We start from the raw sequence: 12,917 nt of genomic DNA on the forward strand, positions 1-12,917 counted from the left end.
CTACGGCATCACCGGCTTGGCAGCGTTCTGGTACTTCCGCGGCACCTGGTTCGCTAGCATCGGGAACTTCTTCCGACGCTTCCTTCTCCCGCTCCTCGGCGGTATCGCGCTCGTCGTCATGTTCGTCAAGACGCTTTACGACTCCGCCACCGACCCGGACTTCGGGTCCGGGAACATGCTTTTCAGCACCACCCTCCCCGACGGCTCTACCGATGGCGGCGTCGGAGTCGTCTTCGTCGCCGGCGTCGCCATTATCGGCGGCGGCATCATACTAATGGTGATCTACTCCCTCATAAACCCAGGATTCTTCAAAGGCAAGGAAATCGAAGTCGGATCGGTACGCCAGGAAACCGATATGACACCTTTTGATGCCGCAGCAGATCACGCCTCAGCAGAGCGAGAAGAGCACTTGCAACATGAAACCGGACGCTAGTCAAGGTTACTCAAAAGTGTTATTACCGCAATACAGTCTGCATGTTCAATGCATAGAAATAACATAGGAGAGAACCAATAGCGGTAGGCGTCGGGCGGGTAGGAATTTCCTATCTCTAACCATCTAGTGCGATTCCCACACTATCGCCGTGGCCGACACAGGTGAAGAGTTCACCTCGGAGCAAGGACGTTTTACTGGTGGAAACGAGAGTTCCACTCATGGCCCGGCATCATGTCCTGAAATCAGCAACCGAGAGAACCGCATACCGTGAAATCAAGATTGTTGCGGTCCGAAGCGGTAGCTTACGCGTGTTGGTTGACAACTATGAAACCCTTGCGCACACCGGTGACATTACAGTTCTCCCCGCAGAGACTGTATTCCATGTGGTCCCGGTGCCCCAAGCCTCAATTACATGCATCTACTTAGACCCAGAATATGCGCTTGATCTAGTCTATTGGCAGTATCGCGGCCGACTCTCTCACCGCGCAGAGGCGCACGTCTTTGCTGAACGTTTATACGGTGACATGCGAATTATCGTGCGGCTTGGCAAACGCCTTAAGAAACTGGCACCGATTCTCGACGGAATGGTTGCGCTGAGCAGAACGAGTGATTTTGTCATACATTCAAACCAGATGCAGGCACACTGGTTCACCCTTGCAAACGCAATTTCACGCAGTATTGGTGGACCGGAGGCATTTCCGCCCGCCGGGTCCGACCAAAGGCTCCGTGCGACGCGCCCGACGCCGATCAGACCTGAGGTACTAAAGGTCGAAACGCTCCTGCGTGAGAGGCCCGAATTTGAGTGGACACTTAGAGAGCTGGCCAGGCGAGTTAGTCTCTCGCCGGGTCATCTCTCTACACTGTGCACTCGAGCCTGGGGCTATCCGCCAAGGACCCGATTGCAATTGATCCGGGTTGAGATGTTGGCAAGGTTGCTGCAGGAGACAGACAGCACAGTCGAGCATTGCATTCATCTTGTCGGATGGAGAAGTAGTTCGCATGCCTCGAAGCTTTTTCGTACAGTTATGCAAGTCTCGCCTCACGAATATCGGATCGCGCGTAGGCGTGATACTTCTGTGACTTTGGGGGCCGAAATCGTTGGTCTTGGGGCCCGTAGCGAGGCAGTTTGAAAGAGGACACTTCCATCTTGGAAGTGATTAGCGGTAAGCCAGATATTCCATAGTGTCGGGGTCACTGCTACGCCTGACGAACGGTACCCTCCGAACGTCACTTGCGTCTTCTGTTCTCCTCGTCGCACCTTATCGCCAGTACTCAAGGTGAGAAGGAGTTAGCAACATGAATGATCTCGATCAACGGCTCATGCTGCTCGGCAGACTGTTGGGCACTGTCCGTGGCCTGCCTACCGCTGCGATGTATCTTGCCAGACATGGAGTGCCCGTCTTTCCATGTGCGTCTGGATTCAAACGCCCAATAGTGAAAGGCGGTTTCACGGCAGCAACCGTCGATGTTCGGCAGGTTGAAACCTGGTGGCGTCGGTGGCCTGACGCAAATCTAGCCGTGCCGACCGGTGCGGCGTCGGGTCTTGATGTCGTGGATGTGGATCGTCACAGCGACAGCGACACCGGGCTTCTGTCGTTCGGTCGCGCTCGTGATGCCGGGCTGCTGAGCGGCTGGTCCTCGTTGGTCGAGACGCCCTCAGGCGGCTTGCACATTTACTTTCCTGCCGACCCGAATCGGCCGCAACGGATCTGGCAGGCGGCGTCTGCGCAGGTCGATTTTCGTGGCGATGGCGGGTATGTGCTCGTGCCACCGTCGAGGGTACGGCAGAAAGATGGGACACTCGGCGCATACGTGCTGCGCTCGACCAGCCCAGCCCCCACCGCTCCGGTGGATGCGCAGCGGTTGCTCGAGTTGCTCGCACCGCCTAAGCCTGCCCGCGCCCGCCCGGTGCCGAGCACGCCTCGTGAAGCGCGAAACAGTGATGCTGGGCGGGCCAGATGGGTGGCGGCGCAGCCCGAGGGGAACCGGAACTGGGCGTTGTACTTCATGTCTTGTAGGATGACCGAGGACGGCATCGCCAAGGCCGACATCGTGAGGGTGTTGCTCCCCGCAGCGGAGCAAGCGGGGCTTGGTGAGCGGGAGATTCTGCGAACGATCGACTCCGCGTGGGAACGAGCACACCCGACCACCGGGCAGCAACAGTCGCCGCAGTCGGCCCGCTCAGCGATGCCGGGATCTCCTCGCGCGGGCCATTCGTATGGCGATGCCGGGTGGGTACGCTCATGAATACCGCGCGTATCTCGTTCCGGGTGCTGCGGGTCGCGGTTTTCGCTGCTGAAGCGGGCACGATTCTCCTTGCTGCCACCGCGTTCATCCTCAGTTTCACCGCGCTGCATGGCCTCGCCGCGCGCAGCGGCATCGACCCTGATCTGGCGTGGCTGTGGCCGTTGATCGTAGACGGCATCATCGTCGTGGCGACGCTCGCAGTGTTCGCGCTGGCTGGTACACGGGTGGTCTGGTATCCGTGGCTGCTGCTCGTTCTCGGCGCGGGTGTCTCGGTCGCTGCGAACGCAGTACACGCGCTCGTTGCAGCAGACCCCGACGTGCCCGACTTGATCGCTGCTTTGGTTGCTTCCGTACCTCCAGTCGTGCTCGTCGCGTCAACGCATCTCACGGCGATCTTGATTCGTCAATCACGCACCGTGCTCCAGGCCGCCGCCCATCATGAATCTGTCGATGCTGAAGCCGCGCAGGCAGCCGCACAACTACGGGCGGCAGAGGCTCACGAGCCAGCGCCCGACCCCGAGGTTGACGGTGAGGCTCCACTTGCCGAGGTCAATGCCGAAGAGCGGCGCACCGTGGCGTCAACGCTGCGTGGCCTCGGCCTCAACAACTCCCAGATTGCCCGGTTGTTCGGTGTTGATCGCAGCACCGTCGGCCGCTGGCTTCTCAAACCCGTCGAAGAACAGGAGACCCCATCATGACCACCCCACCGCCCGGCGCGATGTCGCCGTATCGTTTCCCACCCCATCTCGACCTCTACACCAAGGAAGAGATCATCGAGGCCGAGCTGATCGAAGACGCTGAACTCACCCGGCACACACCTTCCCCTGAACTCATTTACGACGCCGAAGTGGTCGAGGATGCGCTCGAGTTGGATGGCGGCTTCGATCCTCGCGCAACGGATGATCCTGCCGATATTGTCGGCCCGGAACCGGAGAAACCTGCCGGGGTGCGGGTGGCGTGGAAACGTCCGACCGACCTTTTCGCGGAGGCCGGGGCGAGGGTGACCGCTCGCGGCATGGATCTCACTGCCGCGTTCTCGGAGCGTGCCCGAGGCAAGGTCGGAGACTTCCATCGGGAGATGCGTGAGGGCACCTGGCATCTCGCTCCGATGAACCCGTTTGGTCAGGATGCACCGCACCGCTCGATGCCCGAACCCGAAACGATCTCTCGGGGCTGATGGTGACGGTGATGGATCATGCACGGTATCGCTCTCAGACTGGTTCTGCTCGTTCGGGATGAGGATCGCACGTCTCTTGCAGGAGGTGCGCCATCATGACCAGATCACTTATCGCCGCTGCTTCGCCCGAGGATCACGAGTTCGAGACCCCGGAGGGGCTGCGGGCGTTGCTTATTCGTTTGCAGGAGGCCGGCCCCGGCGCGTGGCGTTATGACACCGAGGCGCATGAGCTCGCGAAGTTCACCGCAGGCAAGTATGCGCGTCTTGCCCGCAAGTACGGCCTCGACCGTTGGGAGGCGGTGACCGCCGCGTTCGAGGCGATGCGGAAACCTGGCACCGCCCGCGCCGACAACCCCTGGGCCGTGGTGACCGAGGCGGTGCGGCTGACGTGCATTTATGAGCAGCGCGGGCAGGGGCTGCTCTGCTCGGTCGATAAGGCTCGAAAGTCTGAGGTCTCCGCGAATCATGATGCGGAACGGTTCGCAGACCGCGACCAGGCGCTGCTCGAATGGAACCCAGCGTTCCAAGTCGGTGAGCCCCGCATTGAGGATGCAGGCGAAGAAGAACCTTCTCCCGAGGTGACCATGATCGAGCAGGCAGTGTTCCTGTTCTCGCGGCTCTGTTGGCCTGAATCAACGGCCCGGAATGTGATCTGGTACATCTACGAAGGCCTTGAAAGGCTCGGGAGCCGCACGAGCGCGTTCGACGTGCTGCGCCGAGACCGTCTCGCCCTCGCGCTCCTGGACGTAACGAAAGATGCCTGGAACACCGTCGTCGCGGTGCTGCTGGGCACTCAGAACCCTGCTTACGCGGCAACGAACGCGGGCCGTGGCCTGTTCATGCGAATCGTGATCGGTGAGAGCTTTCCCGAACTGCTGAGTGACGAGCACCTGGTGCGGCAGATCGTGGAGTCTGCCCCGAAACCTGGCGGTGCGTGATGAGCGGTCAGTATGGGATTCAGTTGGATCGGGCGCTCGACTCGCTCCTGGTTGGCACCCGGCATCGCAGCGACCTCGGAGATCTCGACCTGCTGGCGAAGTCGCTTTCTGAACACGGGCTGCTGCAACCGCCGACGATTACCCCGGAAGGGTTCGTGCTGATCGGGGTGCGCCGGGTCGCTGCCGCACGGAAACTCGGTTGGCGCACGATCAACGTGTGGGTGCGATCAGGCCTCTCCGACCGGCTCGGGCAACTGCTCAGCGAGCACGCCGATCATGCCCTACACAAGCCCCTCACCACCCTGGAAGCTGCGGCGCTCTACCGCGAGCTGAAAGCCGTGCTCGAGGAAGAAGCCGCGCTGCGGCAGGCCGCTACTCGCTTCGGAGCGCAGCCTGGACTCGCCAGAATCTCCGGTGGTGGTGATTCACCACCACCGTCAGAGGCGCGCGAATACGGGAAAGCACGCGAACAGGCAGCCCGCATGGTGACCGGGCGTGACTCCCATCAGATGCTCGAACGTGTGAACCGCATCGAAGACCTCGCCGCTGACGGCACCGTCTCGGCGGCGGTTCGCGGGCAGGCCGAGGCCGAGCTCGTCCGGATTCGGTATGGTGCCGGGGTACTGGCCTCGCATCAGCGCATGAACGCCGCCCTATCGCTTGACGAACTCGACCGCATCGCGGCAGATCCCACCCAGCCTGAGAGCGTGCGCGAAAGCGCAGGCCGTGAGGCGGCTCGCGCCCGCCAGGCCGATCTGAAAGCCGCTGAGATGGAACGCCTCGCCCAGGCCGCCCTCGAACGAGTGAAAGGAAGCAGCGGGTCGAAGCGCCGCCCCACCCCTCGCACTGCGCTCACAGCCGATGATGAGATGCCGAAGCTGCGCAGTTCCCGCGCGTTCTGGGCAACCTGGAGCGAACTCGACGGCTGGTGGCGACACTACGGCGTCGAGCAGATGGTGCGAGAGCTCTCCGGCGAGCAGCTCGATCTGTTCGTCTCTATCGCTGAGGGCACCATGCGCTTCGCCACCGAACTCCAAGAAGCACGCGCAGCCGCCTGACCCAAGCCGGTGTTCGGGGTGCGGTCTCGCACCTGTGCGGTATGAAACGTCGTACTCCCTCACCGCAGCAACCGGCCGCTGATCCTGAGCGGGCGCGCCGGTTACGCATGATCGTCGCCACGGTGCTCGGCACCGGGCTCCTGTTCATCCTCATCATCGCCACGATCGGGCTGCTGCTCGGCCCACCCGATGACGAGCCGACCCCGATGGTCGGCTCGACCGTCGCCCCCGACCCAGGCGACACCGCTGAGCGCCCCACGAGTCGGTCTGCGCCTTTCGGCACGGTCGCACAGACCGGAGATGCTGATCGCTTCGCGGAGTCTGCGGCGCTCGCCCTGTTCGCGTGGGATACCCGAGACGGGTATCAGCCGACCGACTATGTGCAGGCGATGCTCGATCAAGCCTCCGACCCTGCAAACGAAGAAACAGACGGCCTCGCCACCGACCTCGCCGCCTATGTACCGAACCGGGCGGCGTGGATCGAGTTGCAACGGTACGAGACGCGGGAGCATCTCGTGATCGACCAGATCGGTGTGCCCGACACCTGGGCCGAGGTGGAGCGGCAGGCACGCGAGGGCACGCTGCTACCGGGCACCATCGCCTACACCGTCGACGGCACCAGGCACCGCACCGGGGTATGGGAGGGCAAAGAGGTCGCGACTGAGCATCCAGTCGCGTTCACCATGTTCATCGCCTGCGAGCCGACGTACGAACAGTGCCGTCTGCTGCGCTTGACCGTGCTCGACAAACCACTGCGATGAGCGGGATCGCATTGTGAAGATTCTCGCGTTCCTCGCCGCCCTCGCGCTGCTCCCCGGCCTCGGCCTCATCGCTCTTGTGCTGGTTGCGGTTCCCGGCGGCGAGGCCTGTCTCACCCGCACCGACACCACTTCTGGGGGCGGTGAGGCATTGGCACCCGAGAGGCCGGCCGAGACGAAGAGCATCGTGTTTCCGCTGGCGAGAGGCGTTTGGGTTCGCACGAGCCAGTTTGGGCCGAGGATCGACCCGATCTCTGGTGAGGCGCGCACGCACACCGGCCTCGACCTTGCCGCCGCAGACGGCACCCCGATCATGGCGGTCGCTGACGGGTATGTGACGTTCGCCGGGATGGATGGCGGCTGGGGTGGCCTCATCACGATTGAGCACACCATTGACGGGCAGACCGTCGCGACCGCCTATGTGCATATGTGGGCGCACGGCATCCACGTCAACGCCGGGGATACCGTCGTCGCTGGCCAGCACATCGCCGATGTCGGATCGAGCGGCTGGTCAACCGGCCCGCACCTGCACCTCGAAGTGCGACCCGGCGGGTCTCGCGCCGCAGCGATTGATCCTGAGCCGTGGCTCGCCGCCCACGGAGCTATCGACCTTTCCGGCATCGGCACCGATGCTCCCGCGCTCGCCGGATGCGACCTCAATGCCGAAGCCGCAGCAAAGGGGTAAGGCCGGATGAATGTGTTTCCTGACTTCGGCTCGCTCGACCTCGGCTCTCTCGAGGACGCCATAGGGGCTGCACTGATGATCGTGCTCGTGGTGAGCGTGCTCATGTTCATCGTCTCCGCTGTCGCCTGGGCGGCAGGTACCTGGGGCGGCAACCCGCAGACCGCGATGCGCGGCAGGGTCGGCGTGTTCGTTTCGCTCGGCGGCGCGGTGATGGCGGGAGCCGCTGTCGCGATCACCAATATGTTCCTCACCTACGGCCCCACTCTGTAACCACCCGATTCGGGATCTGCCCGGCAGTCGGCGCGTCTTCGCGTCTGCTGCCGGGCTTCGCTCGTTCTCGGGGCATGGCCTGCACCTGACGGGTACGCACTTCCCGCGCCCTGACCCGTTAAGGAGCTTCCCCATGATCGACATCGACCCCAACAGTTCCGGGCTTCCCGGCATCGACGCGCTCCGGCTCATCGTCGGCGCGGTGATGACGTTCGGTTTGATCCTTTCCGCGCTCGGCCTCATCATCAGCGCGGTGGTCTGGGCGTTCGGGGCGAACTCGTCGAACCCGCATCTGGCCGGGCGCGGGAAAACTGGCGTGTTGATCTGCTGCGGGGCCGCGATCTTGTGTGGGGCCGCCGTCACATTGATCAATTTCTTCTGGGATGTGGGCCAGTCCGTCTGACCCTCGCGTTCGACGGTTCAAAAGGAGTTCCCGATGAGTCTGTGTGAGCAGCCGATCCTGTCGATGCTGTGCGAGGTGCGAGACGAAGCCACCGCGATGGTCGCCACCGCTCCGATCCAGTGGATCGCCGATGGTGTCGGCCAGACTGCGGCCTGGTTCATCCAGGGCCTCTGGATCGTATTCGACTCGACCACGCTGGTCGACGTTACTGGTGCCGAGTTTGTCGGCGTCTACAATCTCATCTTCGGCATCGGCGTCATGATCGCTCTGCTGCTGGCTTGCTTCCAACTCATCACCGCCGTGGTGAAACGCGAACCCGGTGGTCTCGCCCGTGCTGGGATCGGTCTCGGGAAGAGCATCCTCGGTTCGTTCGTCGCGGTCTCGCTCGTCGCGCTGGGATTAGAGATCGTGGATCAGCTGTGCCTCGGCGTCGTGCAAGCGACCGGGAACTCGATGCAGTCAATGGGCGACAAGATCACGATGCTCATCACCGCACTGACTACGTTGAACCTCGGTTCCCCAGGTATCGGAGCGATCGTCACGCTGTTCCTCGGCGGCCTGTCAATCGCGGCGACAGCGATCGTGTGGTTCTCGTTGCTCGTGAGAAAGAGCCTGCTCCTGCTGACGGTCGCGCTCGCGCCGCTCGCACTGGCGGGATTCTCCTGGGATACCACGCGCGGGTGGGCGGGGAAATGGCTGATGTTCGTGGTCGCGCTCATCGTCTCGAAACTCGTGTTGACCGTGATCCTGTTGGTCGCGATCGCGCAGATTTCGGTGCCTATCGCCCTCGATATCCAGGCGCTCACTGACCCGCTAGCGGGGATTGTGCTTCTCGCGGTTGCCGCGTTCGCCCCGTACATCACCTATAAGGCGATCTCGTGGCTCGGTACCGACTACTACCACGCCATGTCCACCGAGTCCGAAGCGAAGCAGGCGCTCAACCGGCCGGTGCCGGTGCCGAATCGGATGCCTGGGAACCCGTCTCGCGTTCTCGGCGATTCGGGCGGCGAGGGCGGTTCAGGTGGCTCCGGCGGTAAAGGCAAGCCTCCCGCGCCGACGCCTACCGGCGGGAGCGGGAGTGGTGCTGGTGCTGCGGGTGCAGGTGGTGGCACCGGAGCGAGCGCGGGTGTCGGTGGCGGCACTGGAGCGGGCGTTGGCGCGGGTGCTGCGGGTGGGCCGATCGGTGTTGGGATCGCGCTCGGTGCGGCAGCGGCGAAGAAGGCTGCAACCCTCGGCCCGGAGCTTGGCAGTCAGGTCGCGCAGCAGGCTGACAGTCAGATGGAGGGGGCGAGCACGCCGGGGCAGAGTTCGGATCCGCCTCCGGCACGCCACGGGCAGGTACCGCCGCCTCGCGCGCTGCCGCCTGGCCCGAGTGCGAACTCTGGCGATAGTTCGACCCCGAAAGCGTAGGGAGCTGTCATGTCTGAGTTCGAGTTGTCGACCGTGCAGTTCTCGCGCCTCACCAAGCGGGGCGTGATGCTCGGTCTCTCGCTGCCCCAGCTGGTCACGCTAGGGATCGGTCTCGTCACTGCCGTTGGCGGCCTCTACGTCACGGGTGGTGCGGGGCTTGTCTGGACGGCCCCGGTCTGGGGGTTTGCCGCTGTCACCGCGACCGTGCCGGTTGGCGGGCGGAAGATCGTCGAGTGGGCACCCATCGTGTTGCGGTGGTGGCAGAAGCAAGCGAGTGGGCAGGCCGAGTACCGACGCGCGCTTATGCGGCTTCGACCCGAGGGCACCCTTGCGCTCCCTGGCGATGCTGCCGCGTTGCGGGAGTGGGTGGACGATGAGACCGGGGCGGCGATGATCCATGACCCGCACCAGCACCTCTTGACCGCGATCCTCGGGGTCTCTCATCCTGCGTTCGTGCTGCTCGATCCGGGCGACCAGCAGCGCCGCGTCGACGGTTGGGGCAGAGTGCTCGCCTCCGCGTGCAGGTCGGGGAGGATCGCCCGCATCCAGGTGTCTGAGCGCACCCTGCCCGACTCCGGCACCGGGCTGGCGCAATGGTGGCAGGAGCACGGCAACGCTGACGGGTCGTGGGCGGCGACCGTCTATGGCGAACTCATCGACCGGGCGGGTCCCACCGGGGAACGGCACGCCACTACCGTCTCACTCTCGCTCGATATGCGCCTCGCGGCACGCGCGATTCGCACCGCTGGCGGCGGTGTGCGCGGGGCTGCGCAGGTGCTGCGGCAGGAGATGCATACCCTGGTCGCTGCGGTTCGTGCCGCAGATCTGCAGGTCGACGGGTGGCTTACCCCAGGCGATGTGGCAATGGTGCTGCGCGCTGCCTACGATCCAGCGACCGCTGCCGCGCTCGAACGTCACGGCGAACTTGGGCGCGATCTCGCAACTGCTGGCCCGGTCGCTGTCACTGAACGGTGGGAGTCGATCAGGTCTGACAGTGCGCATCATGCGGTGTTGTGGGTCAGCGAATGGCCGCGCAGCCAGGTCTACCCAGGGTTCCTCTCGCCCCTTGTGCTCTCGTCGGGGATCCTGCGCACTCTCTCGTTGCACTACCTGCCGGTGCGCGCCGATCAAGCGGCGCGTGATCTGCGGCGCAAACGCACCGAACTGATTTCGGACAAGACGCAGCGGCAGAAGATCGGGCAGATCGAAGACGCCGCGACCGCTGCCGAGTACGTCGACGTAATGCAGCAAGAGGCCGACCTCTCTGCCGGGCACGGCCTCGCCCGCGTCACCGGCCTCATCTCGGTCACCGCCTCAACCAGCGAGGAACTCGAGGCAGCGGTCGCGGCGGTCGAACAGGCCGCGATCCAAGCCTCATGTGAATGCCGTCGCTTGGTCGGGCAGCAGGCCCGCGCGTTCGCCGCCGCAGCCCTCCCGCTCGCCCGCCCCATCTGAACCCGCCCTGACTGACTGGACACCACTGATGCCTGAGTATGAGACCCCGCGCGAAGCGGCGACTGCCGCCTACGACGCACTCCGTTACCTCGCCCACACCGTTCGTGAGACCCCGCCCCGTGAACTCTACGATCTGAACCGTGAACTGCTCGGCATCTCTCGGCTGCTGCCCGACGTGTTCAGGAGGTTCGCGTCGCGTGCGATCGCCCGCAACGATGAGGCGATTATCCGAACCGGCGGCACCATCGTCTCTGGTGTCGCGGTGATCGAAGAAGCAGCCCGTGACCTTCTCCAAGCCGCAGAGTTTGTCGACCGTGCCGAGACGCGCCTGGGTCGCACCTCCGAACACCTCTCGCTCCTCGAATGGCCGACCCCACATCGCCCCGATGCTCCGCCCGCTGCGAGCGTCACCACCTACCTCAGGCCGGAGGCGCTCGATTCGGGCACCCTTGCGCCCAAGACCGCGCACGGCCCCGGCCGCACGGCCGCACCCCAGAGACTCGATGCGGGGTTATCGCGGTGAGTGACGAAGAGCGTCTGCACGCAAGCGTGCTCGTCGCCCCGACCGCCGAGCGCCGCCGCTTGAAGAAAGCAAGACGCCGAGCGGCTGCGCAGCTGCGCCTGGAGGCGCGCGCCCGCGAAGATGCCGAACAGCGAGCCAGGCGCGAGGCCGAACGGGAGGAACGCCGCAACACCGTCTATCTCCCCGCAGCGGGCGAGCCGTACCCTGAGTCGCTGCGCACCCCTGGCCGATTTCGGCTACCGAAGCATCAAGACACAACGGCAACGCTGGGTGCGCAATACCCGTTCCTCGCCGAGGCCGGCCTCGGCTCAGACGGTGCGTTCATCGGGCAGGATCTCTACTCCGGGGCCTCGTTCGTGTACGACCCGTGGACGCTCTACCAGCGCGGCCTCATCACCGCCCCGAACATCGTGATCGCCGGAATCGTGGGCAGCGGCAAGTCGGCGCTCGTGAAATCGCTCTACACGAGAGCGCTGCCGTTCGGGCGCAGAGTCTATGTGCCCGGCGATCCGAAAGGCGAGCACTCTCCCGTCGCTGAGCTGGTCGGCGGGCGCGCGATCATTCTTGGACGTGGCTTGCCACACCGCCTCAACCCTCTCGATGAGGGTTATCGTGCGGCAGGGATCAGCGATCAAGACTGGGCGGCTCAGGTCACCGCGCGTCGCCGCGAGCTCGTCGGCGCACTCGCAGAAACCATGCTCGCACGACCCCTCACCCCTCTGGAGCACACCAGCATTGACCACGCGCTTGGCGCGGTGATGCGAGAGCACGGCACCCCGATCCTGCCGCAAGTGGTCGACCGTATCCTCGAGCCTGGCAGCGATGCTGACGGCAGGCTCAAAGAAGACGGTCGCCAACTTGGACACGCGCTCAGGCGACTCGTTGCGGGCGACTTGCAGGGCATCTTCGACGGGCCATCGACCGTTCGCTTCGATCCGTCGCTGCCGATGGTGAGCCTCGACCTGTCGCGCATGGTCGAGAACTCCGCACTGACCTCGGTGCTGATGACCTGCTCATCGGCGTGGATGGAGGGTGCGCTGCTCGATCCAGCGGGCGGGCAGCGGTATGTGATCTACGACGAAGCCTGGCGGCTCATGGCCTACCCCTCGCTGCTTCGACGTATGGACAGCCAGTGGAGGTTGGCGAGGCACTACGGGATCGCGAACGTCTTGGTCTTTCACAAGCTCTCAGACCTCGACAACGTAGGCGATAGTGGCTCCGCCATGCGCGCGCTCGCCTCGTCGCTGCTCGCAAACGCCGAGACGCGGGTGATCTACCGGCAGGAACCCGACCAGCTGGGCGCGACCGCGCAGGCGCTCGGCCTGACCCGAACCGAACAGTCGCTGCTGCCCGGTCTCGGCGTCGGACAAGGCTTGTGGAAGATCAAAGGCAGGAGCTTCGTTTCGCAGCACCAACTGCATCCTGCTGAACTCGAAGCGTTCGACACCACCACCCGCATGGGCTGAATTCATCTCCGCAAACGGTCTGAGAAGTGCTGCGCTTCTCAGACCGTTTCTTCGTGCTCGGGGTTCCTGTCTTACCTCGCTGTCGGGTCACCGC

General features: G+C 64.1%; 14 protein-coding genes and 1 pseudogene. All 15 read left to right on the forward strand.

Going from position 1 to position 12,917, the window contains the following annotated elements:
• Positions 1-433: pseudogene (locus AC3WLB_RS23915) on the forward strand (hypothetical protein); the annotation flags it as partial.
• A 632-nt stretch (positions 434-1,065) separates the two neighbouring features.
• Complete coding sequence (locus tag AC3WLB_RS23920) at positions 1,066-1,563, forward strand: helix-turn-helix transcriptional regulator (protein ID WP_369691078.1); 498 nt, start codon at positions 1,066-1,068, stop codon at positions 1,561-1,563.
• A gap of 166 nt (positions 1,564-1,729) precedes the next feature.
• Complete coding sequence (locus AC3WLB_RS23925) at positions 1,730-2,680, forward strand: bifunctional DNA primase/polymerase (RefSeq protein WP_079941049.1); 951 nt, start codon at positions 1,730-1,732, stop codon at positions 2,678-2,680.
• The gene (locus tag AC3WLB_RS23930; RefSeq protein ID WP_079941094.1) at positions 2,677-3,378 is read left to right on the forward strand and encodes a DUF2637 domain-containing protein; all 702 of its coding nucleotides are present in this window, start codon (positions 2,677-2,679) and stop codon (positions 3,376-3,378) included. The genes AC3WLB_RS23925 and AC3WLB_RS23930 overlap by 4 nt, the downstream gene beginning before the upstream one ends.
• The gene (locus tag AC3WLB_RS23935; RefSeq protein WP_139770610.1) at positions 3,375-3,857 is read left to right on the forward strand and encodes a hypothetical protein; all 483 of its coding nucleotides are present in this window, start codon (positions 3,375-3,377) and stop codon (positions 3,855-3,857) included. The genes AC3WLB_RS23930 and AC3WLB_RS23935 overlap by 4 nt, the downstream gene beginning before the upstream one ends.
• Before the next feature lie 95 nt (positions 3,858-3,952).
• Entirely contained in the window at positions 3,953-4,795 is an 843-nt protein-coding gene (locus AC3WLB_RS23940; RefSeq protein WP_079941052.1) for a hypothetical protein, read from the forward strand.
• Positions 4,795-5,853, forward strand: a complete 1,059-nt coding sequence (locus AC3WLB_RS23945; RefSeq protein WP_079941054.1) for a ParB/RepB/Spo0J family partition protein — start codon at positions 4,795-4,797, stop codon at positions 5,851-5,853. Before AC3WLB_RS23940 ends, AC3WLB_RS23945 begins: the two co-directional genes overlap by 1 nt.
• Positions 5,854-5,960: 107 nt before the next feature.
• Entirely contained in the window at positions 5,961-6,614 is a 654-nt protein-coding gene (locus tag AC3WLB_RS23950; RefSeq protein ID WP_228145544.1) for a hypothetical protein, read from the forward strand.
• A 13-nt stretch (positions 6,615-6,627) separates the two neighbouring features.
• Complete coding sequence (locus AC3WLB_RS23955) at positions 6,628-7,296, forward strand: M23 family metallopeptidase (protein WP_348528108.1); 669 nt, start codon at positions 6,628-6,630, stop codon at positions 7,294-7,296.
• 6 nt (positions 7,297-7,302) lie between these two features.
• Positions 7,303-7,566 carry a DUF6112 family protein gene (locus AC3WLB_RS23960; RefSeq protein WP_079941058.1) on the forward strand — a complete coding sequence of 88 codons (264 nt, stop codon included), beginning with the start codon at positions 7,303-7,305 and terminating at the stop codon, positions 7,564-7,566.
• Positions 7,567-7,699: 133 nt separating this feature from the next.
• Positions 7,700-7,969 carry a DUF6112 family protein gene (locus AC3WLB_RS23965; protein ID WP_079941059.1) on the forward strand — a complete coding sequence of 90 codons (270 nt, stop codon included), beginning with the start codon at positions 7,700-7,702 and terminating at the stop codon, positions 7,967-7,969.
• Between the two features lie 33 nt (positions 7,970-8,002).
• Positions 8,003-9,379 carry a conjugal transfer protein TrbL gene (locus tag AC3WLB_RS23970; RefSeq protein ID WP_079941060.1) on the forward strand — a complete coding sequence of 459 codons (1,377 nt, stop codon included), beginning with the start codon at positions 8,003-8,005 and terminating at the stop codon, positions 9,377-9,379.
• A gap of 9 nt (positions 9,380-9,388) precedes the next feature.
• Positions 9,389-10,834 (forward strand): SCO6880 family protein, encoded by a 1,446-nt coding sequence (locus AC3WLB_RS23975; RefSeq protein WP_079941061.1) that lies wholly within the window; start codon positions 9,389-9,391, stop codon positions 10,832-10,834.
• A gap of 28 nt (positions 10,835-10,862) precedes the next feature.
• Positions 10,863-11,357: a hypothetical protein gene (locus AC3WLB_RS23980; protein ID WP_139770611.1), complete on the forward strand. Its 495-nt coding sequence runs from the start codon at positions 10,863-10,865 to the stop codon at positions 11,355-11,357.
• Positions 11,354-12,823 (forward strand): putative type IV secretion/conjugal transfer ATPase, encoded by a 1,470-nt coding sequence (locus AC3WLB_RS23985; protein WP_432707308.1) that lies wholly within the window; start codon positions 11,354-11,356, stop codon positions 12,821-12,823. Before AC3WLB_RS23980 ends, AC3WLB_RS23985 begins: the two co-directional genes overlap by 4 nt.
• Positions 12,824-12,917 lie beyond the last annotated feature (94 nt).

The organism is Herbiconiux sp. FW305-C-125 (assembly GCF_058783455.1).

Excerpts from the sequence above, each read along its gene's own strand:
- AC3WLB_RS23925 (WP_079941049.1), top strand. The coding sequence starts at position 1,730 with ATGAATGATCTCGATCAACGGCTCATGCTGCTCGGCAGACTGTTGGGC.
- AC3WLB_RS23965 (WP_079941059.1), top strand. The coding sequence starts at position 7,700 with ATGATCGACATCGACCCCAACAGTTCCGGGCTTCCCGGCATCGACGCG.
- AC3WLB_RS23940 (WP_079941052.1), top strand. The coding sequence starts at position 3,953 with ATGACCAGATCACTTATCGCCGCTGCTTCGCCCGAGGATCACGAGTTC.
- AC3WLB_RS23975 (WP_079941061.1), top strand. The coding sequence starts at position 9,389 with ATGTCTGAGTTCGAGTTGTCGACCGTGCAGTTCTCGCGCCTCACCAAG.
- AC3WLB_RS23935 (WP_139770610.1), top strand. The coding sequence starts at position 3,375 with ATGACCACCCCACCGCCCGGCGCGATGTCGCCGTATCGTTTCCCACCC.
- AC3WLB_RS23930 (WP_079941094.1), top strand. The coding sequence starts at position 2,677 with ATGAATACCGCGCGTATCTCGTTCCGGGTGCTGCGGGTCGCGGTTTTC.
- AC3WLB_RS23950 (WP_228145544.1), top strand. The coding sequence starts at position 5,961 with ATGATCGTCGCCACGGTGCTCGGCACCGGGCTCCTGTTCATCCTCATC.
- AC3WLB_RS23945 (WP_079941054.1), top strand. The coding sequence starts at position 4,795 with ATGAGCGGTCAGTATGGGATTCAGTTGGATCGGGCGCTCGACTCGCTC.
- AC3WLB_RS23970 (WP_079941060.1), top strand. The coding sequence starts at position 8,003 with ATGAGTCTGTGTGAGCAGCCGATCCTGTCGATGCTGTGCGAGGTGCGA.
- AC3WLB_RS23960 (WP_079941058.1), top strand. The coding sequence starts at position 7,303 with ATGAATGTGTTTCCTGACTTCGGCTCGCTCGACCTCGGCTCTCTCGAG.
- AC3WLB_RS23980 (WP_139770611.1), top strand. The coding sequence starts at position 10,863 with ATGCCTGAGTATGAGACCCCGCGCGAAGCGGCGACTGCCGCCTACGAC.
- AC3WLB_RS23920 (WP_369691078.1), top strand. The coding sequence starts at position 1,066 with ATGCAGGCACACTGGTTCACCCTTGCAAACGCAATTTCACGCAGTATT.